The organism is Pelagibaculum spongiae, assembly GCF_003097315.1.
Classification (GTDB): domain Bacteria; phylum Pseudomonadota; class Gammaproteobacteria; order Enterobacterales; family Pelagibaculaceae; genus Pelagibaculum; species Pelagibaculum spongiae.
In genome coordinates, this window is sequence record NZ_QDDL01000017.1 from 51,769 (window position 1) to 68,877 (window position 17,109).

Genomic DNA, 17,109 nt, shown 5'->3' on the forward strand with positions numbered 1-17,109 from the left:
TTTTTCCTATCAATTGAATCTGGCAAAAGATGATATTAAAAGAGGTGATGTCAGCTTAAGCTCCCGCGCGTTAGCGATTGATTATTCAGTTAACACGGCACAGTTAAAAACCAGTTACCGTTCTGGTGTAGGGGTCTGGACGTTGGATTTAGAAAATATCGAAAGCGACCCAATTGAAGGGACTGGTTTTGGTGTTTTTGGTGCCCACCAATTTTATGGTGAGATGACCGCTTTTAGTTATGGTCTAAAACATTATGAATTAGATTTATTCCGGCCAGACGTAGATTTCACCAATCGACAATTTAGAGACTTGTACTGGTTTCAATTGCAGCAAGAAATGAATCCAGATTGGCGGGTTTCTTTAAGTTATATCCTAAATCGCTCGTGGGGTTATGTTGGCGATCCTTATGTCTTGGCTTATCAGCTGGGCACTCCTACAGGAGAGCGCTTGCCTTATTCTCGAACCTCAAATCAGATTAGCTTCGATGCGACTCGCGATTTGGGCGGCGATCGTTGGGTAGAATTATCTACTGAGTATTTATCTGATAGCTGGGGGCGAACAGGGTTGACCTTTGCGATCAATTATCAACAGCCATTTTTTGACGGCCGATTAAGTTTAAGGGTCCGTAGTCATAATCGGAACAAAGCATCTTTTTATTATAATGATGCGCCATTAGGCGTACCTGAGCTTACTCGAGATCCTGAAAATAGCAGTTTTGAAGAAAATGTTTTGGGTGTAACTTTGAGTTGGCCAATATTGGATAATTGGTTGTCTGAATCGGTTGCTAGCGTTAATTTTTCGGTGGATTATCGTCGTCGAAACCATTCAGATTTAACCAATCCGGATCAATGTTCTGTGGGAGCAGGTGGCGATCTTTCTCGGTGTACGTTGGTTAAAATAGAAAATACGTCAGGCCAGATCTATTTCAATCTGGCCTATTAAGCGGCAAGTTCTAAAAGGTGATATTAGCGATTATCTAAAAACTGTTTAGCTTTCGCTTCATCGAAAAGCTCGGGTAAAACCCGGGCTTTTTTTACCGTATTATCTTTGGTTTGCATGACTTCCACCGGATAACCTGCCAAGCGCATGCTGGTACCTTGCTCTGGGATTTCTTCTAGGTATTCGGTAATTAATCCAGATAAAGTTTTTGGTCCATCTTCAGGAAATGTTAAAGATAACAGGCGATTTAATTCGCGAATGCTAATACCGCCATCAACTACAAATGAGCCATCTTCTTGGGGGTGAACGCCTTTATCTAAAGAAGCGGTATCGGTGGTAAATTCACCAACAATTTCTTCCAGAATATCTTCCAGCGTGACCATGCCCTGAATATCACCATACTCATCAACTACCAGACCATTTCTGCGCTTTTTACGCTGAAAGTTTAATAGTTGGGTATGCAGAGGCGTGCCTTCAGGAACGAAGTAAGCATCGCGCATTTGTTGCATCAAGGTGTCACGAGTGAAGCGGCCCTTGGCCAATAAATGCAGTGCGTTACGTGCGTGAACTATGCCCTGAATATTGTTGATATCACCTTCGAACACCGGGATGCGAGTGTGCTGAGTATTTGCCAGTTGTTCAACGATATCTTGCCAGTCATCTTCCAGATCAATGCCGATGAGTTCGGTACGCGGAATCATGATGTCTTCTACGGTGACCTTTTCCAGGTCAAGAATGCTCAGCAACATTTGTTGGTGGCGTTTGGGAATCATGCCGCCAGCTTCATGAACTACAGTGCGAAGTTCTTCCTGGCTTAGGCTATCGCCGTCCATTTTATTTGGATCAGCACCGAGCATGCGAACCACAATATTGGAGATCCAGTTGACCAACCAAACCAGCGGATACATTAAAACCAGTAAAGGCTTTAAGATAATTGAACTGGTAAATGCCAATTTTTCGGGATTGAGTGCCGCCAGTGTTTTCGGCGCGACTTCAGCAAAAATCAATACGATGGGCGTTAAAATTACCGGTGTTAAGGCAACGGCTAAGCTGTCATCGCTCAATAGAGATATGGCTAGCGCGGTGGCTAAAGAAGTCAGCAAAATGTTGACGAAGTTATTGCCGATAAGGATTAGACCAAGCAATCGATCTGGCCGTTCCAGTAACTTACTAGCTCGCTTGGCACCTTTGTGGCCTTGTTTTGCCAGATGCTTAAGCCGATAGCGGTTCAGTGCCATCATTCCAGTTTCTGAGCTGGAAAAAAAAGCCGAACAGAGAATCAGAAATAGCAGCAGTAACAACATGCTACCAGTGGAGATCTCGTCCAATTAAGGATCCTTTTTTTGAGTGAATATTAAAAGTGCTGAAATTCCGATGGTATTGGAATTGGGCTCAAGATCAAGCACCGAGTAACATCTCAAGCACAGCCTTGCTGCCGAAATAGGCCAGCAGTAATAAACCATAGCCAATTAAAGTCCAGCGTACTGCGGTTTTACCGCGCCAGCCATATCTGTGGCGACCGAATAACAAACCGCCAATTACCGTTGCTGCGATAATCGATAGCACGGTGTGATGAGCAACTTTTTGTTGGCTCATATCGGTCATAAAGCTGATGCCGGTCGCTAAAGCGATCACTAATGCGGTAAAGCCAATCCATAGAATCTGGAATAACAACTGCTCCATGGTTTGCAATGGAGGCAGTAGCTTCAGTATTGAAAGTTTGCGATGTTTGTGAAGTTGTCGATCAAGATAAAGCAATAGTAAAGCTTGAATCGCCGCCACTAAAAGAATGCTGTAAGCCGCCAGAGAAATCAGAATATGTGCCAATGCCTGTGGGTTGTCTTTTAACACCAGCAAGGTTTCGCCGGCGATGAAACTGGCACAGAAAATAGATAAAGCCGCCATTGGTGTAGTGAACAACAGCATATTATGGAGCGGATAACGCAAAGCGCCCAAGCAGACCATTAAGCCAGCAATCCAGGCCACCATCGATGTGACATTAAAAAAACTCAGGTTTTGTCCGGCAGCGGTATCAATCCACATATGCAATTGCCAGCCGTGGGCGGCCAAAGCAATAAAGCCAGCGAGCAGAGTAAAAATCCTGCTGGTGGGGCAAGGTGTCACCACTTTTGGGTGGATCAGCACGAAGGCAGCAATGTAGCCGGCAACGGCAATAATACTGAGCTCAGTCACGCGAGCGCCTGAATTGAGAATGATTCTTGAATGATTACACAATTGGTTACGCCGTAAAAGCGCCGCACTCAAGGTTAATAAGGAAAATCTGAGGTTGTGAGTGAAAACCTTGCAGATTGGCCATTCAAAACAAAAAAATATCGCTCAATTTGACTATTCCTGCGCTCAGGCTGTCGTCAGGTTAAGCAACGCGTTACAATTGCCGACTTTGTTGATTTTTGATCTACGGAAACTGTTTCATGTTTGAGAACCTCACTGAAAGGCTCAATCGGACGCTAAAAAATCTTAGCGGCCAGGGGCGATTGACCGAGGAAAACATTAAGGATGCAATGCGCGATGTGCGTATGGCGTTACTTGAAGCTGATGTTGCCTTGCCTGTGGTTAGAGAATTTATCTCTAGCGTAAAAGAACGGGCTTTAGGTCAGGAGGTTCAACAATCTCTGTCGCCTGGTCAGGCGATGATCAAAGTGGTCAAGGAACAGTTAGTTGACGTAATGGGCGCGGCGAATGAAAGCCTCGACCTAAAAGCGCAACCACCTGCCGTGATTTTGTTAGCAGGTTTACAAGGCGCAGGTAAAACCACTAGTGCCGGTAAATTAGCGCGCTACTTAATTGAACGGGAAAAGAAATCTGTCTTGATGGTGTCGGCTGACGTATATCGTCCAGCGGCAATCAAGCAGCTGGAAACAGTTGCCGGTCAAGTAGGTGCGCAATTCTGTCCAAGTGAACTGACTTCCAAGCCAGTCGATATTGTTGCCAACGCTTTAGAGCTCGCCAAAACCAGCTTTGCCGATGTGCTGATTGTCGATACCGCCGGCCGACTTCATATAGATGAAGCGATGATGGATGAGGTTAAAGCCATTCATCAAACGGTTGATCCGGTAGAAACCTTGTTCGTGGTCGATAGTATGACCGGTCAGGATGCAGCCAATACAGCCAAAGCATTTAATGAAGCTTTGCCATTAACCGGTGTCATCCTTACCAAAACCGATGGTGATGCACGCGGTGGTGCAGCGTTATCGATTCGCCACTTAACTGGCAAACCGATTAAATTCCTCGGTAGTGGTGAGAAGCTCGATGCATTAGAGCCTTTCCACCCAGACCGCATGGCTTCACGAATTCTTGGCATGGGCGATGTATTGTCGCTCATCGAAGAAGTGGAGCAAAAGGTTGACCAAGAAAAAGCGCAAAAGCTAGCGACCAAGTTAAAGAAAGGTAAAGGCTTCGATCTAGAAGACTTTATGGCCCAGTTGCAGCAAATGAACAACATGGGCGGTGTCATGTCGATGATGGATAAATTGCCGGGTATGGGCAATATGTCTGCAGAGATGAAAGGCAAGATCAGTGATAAGCCATTGAAGCAAATGGAAGCCATGATCCAGTCGATGACACCAAAAGAGCGCCAACACCCAGAGTTAATCAAGGGTTCGCGCAAGCGTCGTATTGCAATGGGTTCTGGTACTCAGGTGCAAGATGTTAACCGCTTGCTCAAGCAGTTCGCGCAAATGCAAAAGATGATGAAAAAGATGACCCGCAAGGGTGGTCTAAAGAATATGATGCGTGGAATGAAAGGCATGATGCCACCGGGCGGTGGCGGTATGCCGTTCTAGTTCAGCGTTCATTGATAGCGGCAGGTTTAACCGGCAAAAGGTGCTTTTATCGGCAGCTGTTTTCCGTTAGAATCCGCCGCTTCGTTGTGTCTGTCATTCCGTCAGACACAATTGTAAACCACCAGCTATGCCGGGGCATTTGTACCGCCGGTACCTGGTAACTAAGAGGTATTACTCATGGTAAGTATTCGTCTGTCTCGTGGCGGTTCTAAGAAACGTCCGTTCTATCACATCGTGGTAGCCGACAGCCGTAGCCCGCGCGATGGTCGTCACATCGAGCGTATTGGCTTCTTTAACCCTATCGCTCAAGGTGGTGAGGAAAAATTGCGTCTGGACATGGATCGCATTACTCACTGGGTTGAGAAAGGTGCCCAGCCTTCTACTCGCGTAGCGAATCTGATCAAGCAAAAGCAAGCTGCTTAATTGGAAATGGCTAAGATGTCTGAATCTGAAATGGTAGTTCTCGGTCAAATTGGTGCTGCGCATGGTTTGCGTGGTTGGGTAAGGGTTCAGACTTTTACTGATGACCCTGAAACTGTTTTTAAACACCCGAACTGGGTGCTGGAGAAAAATGGCCAGCGTACTCAGGTAAAGGTGGAGAGCAGACGTCCGAGTGGCAAGTATTATCTTGCCAAGGTTGATTGTAGTAACGACTGCGATCAGGCGAAGAGCCTGACCGGAAGCAATATTCTAATTGAACGCAGGTTACTGCCCAATTTAGATGAAGGCGATTATTACTGGACAGACCTGGAAGGTTTGAATGTTGTCACTCGCGAAGGTTTCGCGCTTGGCAAAATTCATCACTTAATGGAAACCGGTTCTAACGATGTTCTTGTGATCCGTGGCCAATATAAAGGCGAGCGAAAAGAACACGTATTACCGTTTCTGCCAGATGACGTTGTGTTAGAGGTTGACCTCAAAGCACAGCAAATGACGGTTGATTGGGATCCGGAGTTTTAGTGCGGTTCGATATTGTGACCTTATTTCCTGAAATGTTTGATGCGATTACCTTACAAGGTGTATCAGGTCGAGCATTTACCCGGGAAATAGCCAAGGTCAACTTTTGGAATCCACGAGATTACGCACCCGATAAAAGATCAACAGTCGATGATCGCCCCTTTGGTGGTGGTCCTGGCATGGTGATGAAAGTTCAACCATTGCGTGATGCGATTGAAATCGCAAAAGCGCAAGCGCCTCAAGGCGCACCAGTGGTCTACCTTTCCCCGCAAGGAAAGGTGCTGGATCAAGCAACTTTGCAAAGATTCAGTGAGCTGCCCGGAATGATTCTGGTAGCCGGTCGTTACGAAGGCATTGATGAGCGTTTGTTGAATAATCTAGTCGATGAAGAAATATCGCTAGGTGATTATGTGTTGAGTGGTGGTGAATTGCCTGCCATGACGCTGATGGATGGTGTGATTCGGTTATTGCCGGGCGCATTAGGGCATGCAGATTCCGCAGTTGAAGACTCTTTTGTCTCTGGCTTGTTGGATCATCCTCATTATACGAGGCCCGAAGAAATTGACGGCGTGAAAGTGCCTGACGTTTTACTCGGTGGAAATCATGCACATATCCGTCAATGGCGTATGAAGCAGTCATTAGGTAGAACCTGGCAACGACGCCCGGATTTACTGGAAAAATTGCAACTCGACAAAAAACAGCAAACGCTTCTGGATGAATTCATTCAGGAAATGGAATAACCATTTCTTAAAAGGTTACGGGTTAGGAGCTAATCATGAAGAACAAGATCATTCAGGCCATTGAGTCTGAACAGATGAAGCAAGACCTGCCATCGTTCGCACCAGGCGACACAGTGGTAGTTAAGGTTAAGGTAAAAGAAGGTACTCGTGAGCGTCTGCAGTCGTTCGAAGGTGTTGTTATCGCTAAGCGTAACCGCGGCCTGAACTCAGCATTCACAGTTCGTAAGATTTCTTACGGTGAAGGTGTTGAGCGTGCGTTCCAGACTCACAGCCCAATCGTTGACAGCATCACTATCGTTCGTCGCGGTGATGTGCGTCAAGCCAAGCTGTACTACTTGCGTGAACTGCGCGGTAAAGCTGCTCGAATCAAAGAAAAGCTTGCTGCCAAGAAGTAATTCTTCGGAATTGTTTCTCAAAAACGGGCAAGGTCTTCGGATCTTGCCCGTTTTTTTGGTTTTGGTTTTAATCCTTGTAAATACTGTTTCTTGTAAGAGAGTGCTAGCCTATAAGTTGTTAATTTTTATAGCCGTAGGATTTACATGCTTACCGAGCGCTTAGCTGAAGCATTAAAATGTTTTCAAGATACTTTGTTTGGTATGCCTGAATTTGAAATGGCTGATGACTTGGCTAAGCTGCCTTTAAAGTTCCAAGAAATAGCATGCCTTTCAAGCTCTTACGAGAGCGTTTGGTCGTATTCGTGTCTTATAAAGCAAAGTTATTTTGAATATATTGCTGAACATTCTTGGAAGGTATTGTTGCTTAGGCATGAAAATTCAGAGCTTTGTGTTTGTGACCTTTCTCAAACAGCCAGGATTGAGTTGCGGGATTTTAGCCTAGAAACTCAAATTAAGTTGTTGGCTAATGTTGTTACTGCTTTTCGTTCAATTTGTTCAATTCTCAAGATTTCTTCACCAGTCCCTAATACTAAGATTGGAGTCGCTAAAACACATAGGGTTTGGTTGGGGGCTTTTCCTGATGAGAATTTATTCAGGAGTGTCTGTGCTTCAGATATTAAGGTGGCTGAGCATTGGAAAAAAAGCTGTAAAGGTGTACCTGAAATCGAGCATGTTTTATGGACAAGTAATATTCAGCTGCTTAATGGAAGTTATGATCACATTGCAAAATTCTCAAATCTGAAAATTCGAAGCATAGATTATTTGCTAGAAGAAGCTTATTCACAGTTTCCTGAAGGCAGGCATCTTTTTGTTTTTGCAAGGGCGCTTATTCTACAAAAAGAATATGCAGAGGCGTGTGACATCATTAGGGCCATTATTTTGTACTTGTACGGGGGGTTTTATATTGATTTCTCAGTGCAGCAAGTGCCCCCTGTAGTGTTTGCTAGCAAACCGATAGAAACGGAAGAGCTTGCGATAAATCTCGAGCCATTTTCACCAATAGCAAGCTCTGTTTATTTACCATTCATTTGTAGTCCCTATTTACGCCAGATGAATATGGATCCTAAACGAATGGCAAATGGCTTTGAAGATATGTTGCAAGATTTTTCGAGTCGCAATGCTCAATTGTTTCCCTTTCTTGAAAATACAATGATGTATGTTGGTGAGCGTAAATCTGACTTTTCTGCGAGACAATTAGACTTTATGTTACAAGCAATATATTCGTCGGAGCTATATCGTACAAACGGAGTGGTTGCAAATCATAGAAGAGAAATCATGGGGATGAGTTACAATGGTGATTTGCCTGATTTTCACCTTACGTTTGATATTTATCCGCTTCATTTTGCCTTGTGGAATACATTAAGAGTTGATGTTTCAAAAGAAAGCTCTGGTGCTATGAGGACTTCTTATAGTGGTTTGGGGTTTGAAATGGATCGCTGTATGCCGTTAGAATTTCATTTGAATGCTTCAGGATCGAACTCAAGTGCGTATCATTTTTATATAAAGCAGGGTCTATTTAAAAAAATAAACAATAGCTGGGCAAAGAAAGACATGGTCAAAAATTTTAGATCAATTGAGTGGTAATATGATTTTTTCTCAAAGTTGGTTTCTCGGCTATGCCTAATAGTAAAGTAGTGCTTGATCGAGCAATCGAAGTGCTTCTCGATGATTTCTGCCAATCCCTCTGGTTAGATGAAGGTTTAGGTGAACGGAGCTTGGCGGCTTATCGTTCAGATTTATCAGGATTTGATCGTTTTCTTCAGGCGACTAATGCCGCTACCGGTTTAAAAAAAGCCAATGAAGATCAGTTGCTGGCTTATCTAGCAAAGCGCTGTGACGATAACGTAAGCCCTCGAACCACCGCCCGATTAATCTCCAGTTTTCGTCGTTTCTATTTGTGGCTGCAACAAAATAATTACCGTAAAGATAACCCTGCAACTAAGTTGCAAATGCCGAAAATTGGCCGTTCGTTGCCTAATGATTTATCTGAGTTACAAGTCGATGCTTTGCTGGAATCACCCGATATAGAAGAGCCTATCGGCTTAAGAGATCGGGCTATGTTGGAGTTGTTATACGCCACTGGCCTGCGAGTGACGGAATTAATTTCACTGACGGTAGATCAGATTAATCGCAACCAAGGTTTGGTTCGGGTGATGGGTAAGGGTAAGAAAGAGCGATTGGTGCCACTCGGTGAAACTGCGCTTCAATGGATCGAGCAATATATGAAGCAAGCGAGAAGTTTGCTGTTAAAGGCGCCAACCGATGTATTATTTCCCAGTAACCGCGGCAGCCAAATGACCCGGCAAACTTTTTGGTATCGAATTAAAGTGTATGCGCGGCAAATTGGAATAGCTGAGGATATGTTATCTCCGCATACCCTTCGCCATGCATTTGCCACCCATTTGTTAGCCCATGGTGCCGATTTGCGAGTGGTTCAGCTATTGTTAGGTCACGCTGATTTGTCGACCACTCAGATCTACACCCATGTGACTAAAGTCAGGTTACAAGAGATTTATCAACAGCATCACCCGAGAAGTTGAATCGATTAGGGAACCCATATCGCTTCAGGTGTCTAAATGCGGTAGATATGATACTTTGCCCGAAAATGCATATTCCGAGGACTTCAATGCAAAACCAAAAGATTACTGGAGCGCTGGTTGCAATTGCTGCCGCAGTTTCATTTATGTTTGCGCCACTGGCACAAGCTGAAGATTCACTGGCTGAAGTGAGAGCAACCATTGAAAAAGCACTTACACCGATCATCCCATCCGATGATGGTATTGGTGAAGTGAAGAAAACAGGTATGGCAGGCATTTATGAAGTTGAACTGAAAGGCTCTGGCCAAACAGTTTATTTCTCTGCCGATGGCAAATACATGCTAGCAGGCAGCTTGTACCAGTTGACCAGCGATCGTTTGGTAAATTTGACTGAGCAAAAGAAAAACAAGCAGCGCAAGCAATTGTTAGCCGATGTTCAAGGTATTAGTTACCCAGCAGTGGGTGAACAAAAAGCAGAAATTAAAGTGTTTACTGACATTACTTGCCCTTATTGCCGCAAGTTGCATGCCGAAATTCCAGCTTTGAATAAAGCCGGCGTTAAAGTGACTTACCTGGCATTCCCTAGAGCAGGTATTGGTTCACGCGCTTATACCGATCTGGTTTCAATTTATTGTGCTAAAGATCCACAGCAAGCAATGAACAAAGCGAAAAAGCAGCAGTCGTTTAAGCGTGACTTAACCTGCGACGATCAACCAGTTGATGCGCATTATAGTTTGGTGCAAAAGCTCGGTGTGACGGGTACGCCAGCCATTGCAATGGCCGATGGTACTTTGATTCCAGGCTATCGCCCAGCAGCAGCTATTTTGGCTCAGATGGGTTTGTAATATTGTTTTTATAAGCAAGCAATCGTCAGATTAGTTGTTTGAAAAAAAATGCCGCACTTCATAAGTAATAATGAAGGGCGGCATTTTTTTATGCCATTTAAATTTTTTAATATGAATTTATTTTTGTTAATTGTTCTGTATTAAATTAGCTGCTTTAAATCCAAGGCTAATGAGTAGTTAATAGGAGAGTGATCATAATAAGTTGTTTTCAGAAGCTATTCACCTAGAAAAGATCACGAAAAATATTCACTCAAAGTCTCTTCAAGTGTATTGCTCAATCTGCTTAAGCCATGGCAGACTGCTGTTGCAGGACAGGAGTGACAAAACAATGAGCCAATCAGAAAAATTTCCAAGAATTCAACGCCTTCCTCCTTATGTGTTCAATATTGTCAATCAGCTGAAAGCTGAGGCCAGAACCAGAGGCGAAGACATTATCGATTTCGGCATGGGCAACCCGGACCAGCCAACGCCTGAGCATATTGTCGAAAAACTTCGAGAAACCGTACTGCGTAGCGATACTCATCGTTACTCTGCTTCCAAAGGAATTCCCCGGTTACGCAAAGCCATTTGCGACTGGTACCAACGTCGTTATCAGGTGGATTTAGACCCAGACAGTGAAGCGATTGTCACCATTGGTTCTAAAGAAGGCTTGGCGCACTTAGCGTTAGCAACCACTGGGCCAGGTGATGCGATTCTGGTACCCAATCCTTCCTATCCAATTCATCCCTATGGCTTTGTAATTGCCGGTGCCGATATTCGGCATGTGCCATTAACTGCAGATGTCGATTTTTTTGACGAGCTTTCCAAGGCGATTAAAACCAGCTGGCCAAAACCGAAGATGCTGGTACTGAACTTTCCGGGTAATCCGACTGCCCAATGTGTCGATTTGGCGTTTTACGAGCGGGTCGTCGAAATCTGTAAAGAACATCAGGTATGGGTGGTTCAAGATCTCGCCTATGCCGATATTGTTTTTGATGGTTACCAAGCACCGTCGATTTTGCAGGTCGAAGGGGCGAAGGATATTGCGGTAGAGTTCTATTCATTATCGAAAAGCTATAACATGCCCGGTTGGCGAGTAGGCTTTTGTTGCGGAAACTCAGAGCTGATCGGTGCTTTGGCGAGAATAAAATCCTATCTGGATTACGGGACATTTACTCCGATTCAGGTAGCCGCCATTGCAGCACTGGAAGGGCCACAAGAATGTGTCAGTGAAATACGAGATCGTTACCAGGAGCGCCGTGATGTACTGTGCTCCGGCTTGCAACGTATTGGCTGGCCAGTGGCGGTACCCAAAGCAACTATGTTTGTTTGGGCGCGTATTCCAGAAGCCTATCGGCAGATGGGCTCTTTAGAGTTCTGCAAAAAGCTATTGAAGGATGCTCGGGTGGCAGTGGCACCTGGGATAGGATTTGGTGAGTATGGTGATGATCATGTCCGATTCGGCTTGATTGAAAATGAGCATCGTACCCGCCAGGCAGTTCGAGGCATCAAAGAAATGTTTCGTGCTGATGGACTGATAAGTACAGAGGATAACAAGGTTTGAAACCGGTCAAAATAGGGTTGCTCGGACTGGGAACAGTCGGTGGTGGGACAGTCAATGTGCTGCAGCGTAATAGCGAAGAAATCGCGCGCCGCGCCGGACGTCCTATAGAGGTGGTACATGCAGCAGTCAGAAGTTTGGGCCGCGAGCGAATTTGTGACACCCAAGGGATTTTGTTAACGGAAGATCCGTTTGAAGTCGTACGTAACCCCGAGCTGGATTTGGTTGTAGAACTGATCGGTGGTTGTGGGCTGGCTAAAGAACTGGTGCTGGAAGCAATTTCTCTGGGCAAGCATGTGGTCACAGCCAATAAGGCTTTGATTGCAGAATGTGGTAATGAAATTTTTGCTGCTGCTGAAAAGAAAGGCGTCAGTATTTTTTATGAAGCGGGTGTTGCCGGTGGTATTCCTATCATCAAGGCATTGCGCGAAGGTCTTTCCGCGAATCGGATTGAATGGCTGGCTGGCATTATTAATGGCACCGGTAATTTCATTCTGTCTGAAATGCGCGACAAAGGTCGTGAGTTTTCCGATGTATTAAAAGAAGCCCAAGAGCTGGGTTATGCCGAGGCCGATCCTACCTTTGACGTTGAAGGTATCGATGCTGCGCACAAACTGACCATTCTGGCTTCAATTGCCTATGGTATTCCGCTGAAGTTTGACAAGGTTTATACCGAAGGCATCAGTAAAATCACCCCGCAAGACGTAATCTACGCTGGTGAGCTGGGTTATGTGATCAAGCATTTGGGTATTGCTCGTCGTTCTCAAGCGGGTATTGAAATGCGAGTGCATCCAACACTGGTGCCTGCCAGCAATATGTTGGGCAAGGTTGACGGTGTAATGAATGCGGTAATGGTTAATGGTGATGCGGTCGGCAACACTTTCTATTACGGCCCGGGTGCGGGCGCTGAGCCTACGGCTTCTGCAGTGTTGGCTGATGTGATTGATTTAGTTCGCAGTCTGGAAGGTTTGGCCGCACATCGTGTCGCCCATACCGGTTTTGCTGCCGATCAGTTGGGTGAAGATAATTTACTATCGATTGATCAAATCAGCTCTGCGTATTATCTGAGAATCGAAGTATTGGACCGCGCCGGTGTAATGGCCAGCGTTGCTAGTATTTTGGGCGAACTGGATATCAGCATTGAAGCGATCATCCAGAAAGAGCCTCGTGAAGGTGAAACTCGAATTCCACTGATTCTATTAACCCATGTTGTTGAAGAGCAACGTTTGAATCAGGCGATTGAACGCATCGAAGCTTTAAAGCCGGTTAGCGGCTCAGTCGTTCGGATCCGCATGGATCATCTGGACTAACGCCTGGAGGCAAAATGAAGTACATCAGTACTCGCGGCCAAGCGCCCGCGTTGGGTTTTGAAGATGTGTTGTTGGCAGGGCTAGCCAGTGATGGTGGCCTGTATGTGCCAGAAACCCTGCCTAAATTCAGTGCCGAGGAAATAGCATCCTGGTCTGGATTGGCCTATCACGAGCTGGCATTTAAGATTATCCAGCCGTTTGTTGCTGATGCGTTTGGTGATGAAGAATTAAAAGAAATTCTGGCTGAGACCTATGCTGGTTTTGCCCACAAAGCAGTAGCACCTTTAGTTCAGGTTGGTCCGTCACTCCATGTGATGGAATTATTCCATGGCCCAACCTTGGCCTTTAAAGATTTCGCTCTGCAATTGCTGGGTCGTTTGCTAGATAAAGTGCTTGAGCGGCGTAAAGAACGTGTGGTCATTATGGGGGCAACTTCAGGTGATACAGGTTCTGCGGCAATTGAAGGCTGCAGACGTTGTGAAAATCTTGATATTTTCATTCTGCATCCACACCAGCGAGTGTCTGAAGTTCAGCGCCGTCAAATGACCACTATTCTGAGCGATAACATTTATAACTTGGCGGTTACCGGTAACTTCGATGACTGTCAGCGTATCGTAAAGAAAAGCTTCGCTAATCAGGATTTCCTAAAAGGTAAGCGACTGGTTGCAGTCAATTCAATTAACTGGGCCAGAATCATGGCGCAGATTGTTTACTATTTTCATGCGGCCATTACCCTTGGCGCGCCGGGTCGTCCGGTGAGCTTTTCTGTGCCAACCGGTAATTTTGGCGATATTTTTGCCGGTTACCTAGCTAAGAAAATGGGCTTGCCGATTGAGCAGTTAATTGTTGCAACTAATAGCAATGATATTCTGCATCGGATTATTTCTGACAATAATGCCCAGCAAGAATCACTGGAACATACCTTATCTCCAAGTATGGATATTATGGTTTCCAGTAATTTTGAGCGATTGTTGTTCGATTTATGCGACCAAGACGGTGAAAAGCTGTCGGCATTAATGGCAGATATGGACGATGGTTCTGCCAGCTTGAGTATCAATCAAGTTAATAAGCTTAAGTCACTGTTCTCTAGTGCTCGAGCTGATGATGCGACAACTTGTTCAGTGATTGAGCGAGTGTGGAAAGACAATGAATATCTGTTAGATCCACATACTGCGATTGGTGTTTATGCGGCAGAGAAGTGTCGCAAGTCTGAGCAAACGCCAATTGTTTGTTTAGCGACAGCGCATCCGGTTAAATTTCCTGATGCGATTATTCGTTCGGGTTTGGAGTCTCCAAGTCTGCCTGAGCATTTGGCTGATTTGTTCGACAGACCAGAAAGCCAATATGTGATGGAAGCGACTATGGAAACGGTTCAGGAATTCGTGACCGCACGAATCTGATTCGAATTTTGGGGTGAACCATAGTACTGGGCGATTTGTTACCCGGATACCCTAAACGAAACAAAGACCTGTCCATTTGGGCAGGTCTTTTTTATTTGGGTAATACAATTCGACAAATTGATGTTGATCAATATCGTGCAATGGCGGCACAATGCGCCTGTTCCGAAAATATATACCCAAGTCACTTTAAGGTGCCGGTTTCTGCATATTGAGGTGGTTTAGGTATAACCCGAGGTCTATTTAAAGGCCCTAAACCCTGACCATAAGAAGTCATAATAAAACAGGGAAATTGTTGCATGAGTAATATTTCAAAAATTGGCTTGATTGCTGTCGCTGGAATTTTGGCCACAGGGTGTAAGCCTGCTATCGAGATTGTTTCTCCAGAGAAAGACAGTGTTGATAATCAGCAGCCAGAATTTCGCATTGCTTTTACTAAGCAAATCCCAGAAAGCTTTACTGCAACAATTAATGGTCAGGTATTCGACAGCTTTGTTCTAGATACCGAAAACCTAACAGCGACTTCGGTCGGTGACTTGTCAAGTTTGATGAATGCAGGCGAGAATACTTTCGCAGTGGAAGCAGGTAAATCATCTGCTCAGCGCACTTTCTATTACGATCTGATCGGTCCAGAAGTTCATTTGCTGGGTGTGCAAGATGGCACCATAAATGGTTATGTTTATGATCCGGGCAATGCGGTGTCGGTATCATTAAATGGCCAAGAAGTTACTCTGGATGATGATCAGAAATTTAGCATCGAGCATCAACCAAGTAGCCGTTATATTTTTGATGCTCAAGACGCATTTGGTAATAACAGCAATGTTCAATTTGCTGAGCCTGGTGAACAGTTTGACCCAGCGCTAGCGGCGCGAGTTAACGCTATTGGCATTGAACCATTAAAAAATACGGTTATCCGTGTTCTACAGGGCTTGGACTTTAAAGCTTTAATTGGCAATGAACCGGTACTAGATACAACATTAGCCAGTCGATATCGTTTTTATATTGACGAAATGACATTGGGTAATGGCATTACTGCTAATTTGCAGGTGTTAAGTGGCAATCGTTTGCGGCTACATGCACGTATTCCTTCATTTAGTGCAACCACAACCGCCCGAGTCGATACTTGGGATCCGCTAGATGTTGTTCCTCCAATCTGGTTCAATGGCACTACTTCGGGTGATATTGAAGTTGCTACCGATATTGTGCTGAATATCCAAAACGGCAAAATCACGACCTCGTTAGAAGGGTTGGATATTGACGTTAATGGTCTGAAATATACTCATCCAAGCCTACCTGGCTGGTTCACTGATTTCTTATCATTTTTCTATCAAGGATTCGCTAGCGTTATTATCGATATTGCCGATGGCTTAATTGATGCTCGCTTAAGTGAAGCATTTAACGGCATTCTAAGTGACTTAGTGCCAAGTGATGTTTCTATTCCGGTTGCTGAAAGCTGTTTAAATGTTGCATTTACTGCGCAATCATTTAATACCTCACAAGGTGGTTTGGAATTGGGCATTTCTGCTGCATTTAACTTGCCGCAGTCGGCTGATGTGGTTCCACCACTTGGTTCTTATTTCGCACCTGGCCAGTTGCCTTCGCAATTACCGCGTATGACTTCCGATGGTAAGCAAGTTCAATTGGCGGCAGTGGTATCTTCTAACACGATTAACCAAGTGTTAATGGAAGCCTATCGCGCTGGTTTGTTGAATATTAATTATGACAAGGCATCTGGCCTGCAAATTGGTGATCTGATCAGTTTGGGTGGTTCATTGCCAGAAGACGGTGAGCTAGATGTTCGAGTGCAAACCAACGGTTCTGCTGCTCCAGCGTTGATTGTTCACGATCAATCTGAAGGCGGTGCAAGTGTTCGTTTGCAAGATTTCACTTTTGATTTGCAGGTTTATAACAAGTCTAAAGAGAAATACAGCACGCTGATGGCAGTCACTGCTGATCTGCAGTTGCCAGTATCCGTTAGCGTTAATGACAAAAACCAGCTGCAAATTAGCATCGAAGGTGATCCACAAATCCGAGTGGTCGATTTATCTAATAAAGGATTAATCAAAGGTTCTACTAAATTAGCAGATAGTCTGCTGAAGCAATTGATACCAATGATTATGCCGGACATTTTTGCGCTGGCCAGCTCGGCAATTCCTCTGCCTGCTCTGGGTAACACCAAAATTGTAGTGAAAGATGTTTGGAACCCAAGCGCCGACAACCAAGCTTTCTTGGCAATCGGTATTGATTTAGAGCCAATTTCTGCAGCAGCTAAAGCACAATTAGCCGCCGATCCAAATGGTGGTAGCATTAATTTGTGTGATGAATAATTGCTAGAAAACGTGCCGAATAAATAGGCGCGATAAATAAAAAACGGACTCAATTATTGGGTCCGTTTTTTTTGTATTTTATTTTGTAACCATTCAGCATGTCACACCAACCGATCCAATTTCTCCTGAATAAAGTCCGGCCATTTACCCGCAAATAATAACGACAAAGCTTCCCCAACACCGACCCCATGTTTTTGGCAGGTCGATATATAGCTCCGGATTCTGCAATACGCTTTCACGCCATCCCATGAGCGGAAGCAGCCTGATATCTTCTGCTGAACCTTGCTCATACGGAAGTCCCGTTCACCCTGATTATTG

General features: G+C 44.8%; 15 protein-coding genes and 1 pseudogene. 13 read left to right on the forward strand and 3 right to left on the reverse strand.

The features are described 5' to 3' along the window. Positions 1-223: 223 nt before the first annotated feature. The gene (locus DC094_RS23030) at positions 224-943 is read left to right on the forward strand and encodes a DUF3570 domain-containing protein (RefSeq protein ID WP_422615597.1); all 720 of its coding nucleotides are present in this window, start codon (positions 224-226) and stop codon (positions 941-943) included. Between the two features lie 23 nt (positions 944-966). On the opposite strand, the gene DC094_RS21700 is transcribed toward DC094_RS23030, so the two are convergent. Both DC094_RS21700 and DC094_RS21705 read right to left on the reverse strand, forming a co-directional pair. Next, positions 967-2,268 (reverse strand): HlyC/CorC family transporter, encoded by a 1,302-nt coding sequence (locus DC094_RS21700; protein WP_116689225.1) that lies wholly within the window; start codon positions 2,266-2,268, stop codon positions 967-969. Positions 2,269-2,338: 70 nt separating this feature from the next. After that, a complete protein-coding gene (locus DC094_RS21705; RefSeq protein ID WP_116689226.1) occupies positions 2,339-3,133 on the reverse strand; it encodes a cytochrome C assembly family protein in 795 nt (264 codons plus the stop codon). A gap of 239 nt (positions 3,134-3,372) precedes the next feature. Here DC094_RS21705 and ffh point away from each other — a divergent pair, with 239 nt between their 5' ends. From ffh to DC094_RS21765, 12 genes are all read left to right on the forward strand, one after another. Continuing rightward, a complete protein-coding gene (gene ffh / locus DC094_RS21710; RefSeq protein WP_116689227.1) occupies positions 3,373-4,743 on the forward strand; it encodes a signal recognition particle protein in 1,371 nt (456 codons plus the stop codon). Positions 4,744-4,920: 177 nt separating this feature from the next. After that, the gene (gene rpsP / locus DC094_RS21715; RefSeq protein ID WP_116689228.1) at positions 4,921-5,166 is read left to right on the forward strand and encodes a 30S ribosomal protein S16; all 246 of its coding nucleotides are present in this window, start codon (positions 4,921-4,923) and stop codon (positions 5,164-5,166) included. Between the two features lie 15 nt (positions 5,167-5,181). Further along, positions 5,182-5,703 (forward strand): ribosome maturation factor RimM, encoded by a 522-nt coding sequence (rimM, locus tag DC094_RS21720; protein WP_158527425.1) that lies wholly within the window; start codon positions 5,182-5,184, stop codon positions 5,701-5,703. Beyond that, the gene (gene trmD / locus DC094_RS21725) at positions 5,703-6,440 is read left to right on the forward strand and encodes a tRNA (guanosine(37)-N1)-methyltransferase TrmD (RefSeq protein ID WP_116689230.1); all 738 of its coding nucleotides are present in this window, start codon (positions 5,703-5,705) and stop codon (positions 6,438-6,440) included. Before rimM ends, trmD begins: the two co-directional genes overlap by 1 nt. Positions 6,441-6,475: 35 nt before the next feature. Next, positions 6,476-6,835 carry a 50S ribosomal protein L19 gene (gene rplS, locus DC094_RS21730; protein WP_116689231.1) on the forward strand — a complete coding sequence of 120 codons (360 nt, stop codon included), beginning with the start codon at positions 6,476-6,478 and terminating at the stop codon, positions 6,833-6,835. Between the two features lie 144 nt (positions 6,836-6,979). After that, positions 6,980-8,419, forward strand: coding sequence for a glycosyltransferase (locus DC094_RS21735; protein ID WP_116689232.1), 1,440 nt, complete (start codon positions 6,980-6,982; stop codon positions 8,417-8,419). Between the two features lie 32 nt (positions 8,420-8,451). Next, entirely contained in the window at positions 8,452-9,375 is a 924-nt protein-coding gene (xerD, locus tag DC094_RS21740; RefSeq protein ID WP_116689233.1) for a site-specific tyrosine recombinase XerD, read from the forward strand. An 86-nt stretch (positions 9,376-9,461) separates the two neighbouring features. Further along, entirely contained in the window at positions 9,462-10,217 is a 756-nt protein-coding gene (locus tag DC094_RS21745) for a DsbC family protein (protein WP_158527426.1), read from the forward strand. A 328-nt stretch (positions 10,218-10,545) separates the two neighbouring features. Then, complete coding sequence (alaC, locus tag DC094_RS21750; protein ID WP_116689235.1) at positions 10,546-11,760, forward strand: alanine transaminase; 1,215 nt, start codon at positions 10,546-10,548, stop codon at positions 11,758-11,760. Beyond that, positions 11,757-13,067, forward strand: coding sequence for a homoserine dehydrogenase (locus DC094_RS21755; RefSeq protein WP_116689236.1), 1,311 nt, complete (start codon positions 11,757-11,759; stop codon positions 13,065-13,067). Before alaC ends, DC094_RS21755 begins: the two co-directional genes overlap by 4 nt. A 14-nt stretch (positions 13,068-13,081) precedes the next feature. Further along, positions 13,082-14,467 (forward strand): threonine synthase, encoded by a 1,386-nt coding sequence (gene thrC / locus DC094_RS21760; protein ID WP_116689237.1) that lies wholly within the window; start codon positions 13,082-13,084, stop codon positions 14,465-14,467. 296 nt (positions 14,468-14,763) lie between these two features. Beyond that, positions 14,764-16,791 (forward strand): hypothetical protein, encoded by a 2,028-nt coding sequence (locus DC094_RS21765; RefSeq protein ID WP_116689238.1) that lies wholly within the window; start codon positions 14,764-14,766, stop codon positions 16,789-16,791. A gap of 101 nt (positions 16,792-16,892) precedes the next feature. On the opposite strand, the pseudogene DC094_RS21770 reads toward DC094_RS21765, so the two are convergent. Continuing rightward, positions 16,893-17,109, reverse strand: a pseudogene (locus DC094_RS21770) (IS66 family transposase); the annotation flags it as partial.

Excerpts from the sequence above, each read along its gene's own strand:
- DC094_RS23030 (WP_422615597.1), top strand. The coding sequence starts at position 224 with ATGACCGCTTTTAGTTATGGTCTAAAACATTATGAATTAGATTTATTC.
- rimM (WP_158527425.1), top strand. The coding sequence starts at position 5,182 with ATGTCTGAATCTGAAATGGTAGTTCTCGGTCAAATTGGTGCTGCGCAT.
- DC094_RS21735 (WP_116689232.1), top strand. The coding sequence starts at position 6,980 with ATGCTTACCGAGCGCTTAGCTGAAGCATTAAAATGTTTTCAAGATACT.
- thrC (WP_116689237.1), top strand. The coding sequence starts at position 13,082 with ATGAAGTACATCAGTACTCGCGGCCAAGCGCCCGCGTTGGGTTTTGAA.
- rplS (WP_116689231.1), top strand. The coding sequence starts at position 6,476 with ATGAAGAACAAGATCATTCAGGCCATTGAGTCTGAACAGATGAAGCAA.
- rpsP (WP_116689228.1), top strand. The coding sequence starts at position 4,921 with ATGGTAAGTATTCGTCTGTCTCGTGGCGGTTCTAAGAAACGTCCGTTC.
- DC094_RS21765 (WP_116689238.1), top strand. The coding sequence starts at position 14,764 with ATGAGTAATATTTCAAAAATTGGCTTGATTGCTGTCGCTGGAATTTTG.
- xerD (WP_116689233.1), top strand. The coding sequence starts at position 8,452 with ATGCCTAATAGTAAAGTAGTGCTTGATCGAGCAATCGAAGTGCTTCTC.
- alaC (WP_116689235.1), top strand. The coding sequence starts at position 10,546 with ATGAGCCAATCAGAAAAATTTCCAAGAATTCAACGCCTTCCTCCTTAT.
- ffh (WP_116689227.1), top strand. The coding sequence starts at position 3,373 with ATGTTTGAGAACCTCACTGAAAGGCTCAATCGGACGCTAAAAAATCTT.
- DC094_RS21745 (WP_158527426.1), top strand. The coding sequence starts at position 9,462 with ATGCAAAACCAAAAGATTACTGGAGCGCTGGTTGCAATTGCTGCCGCA.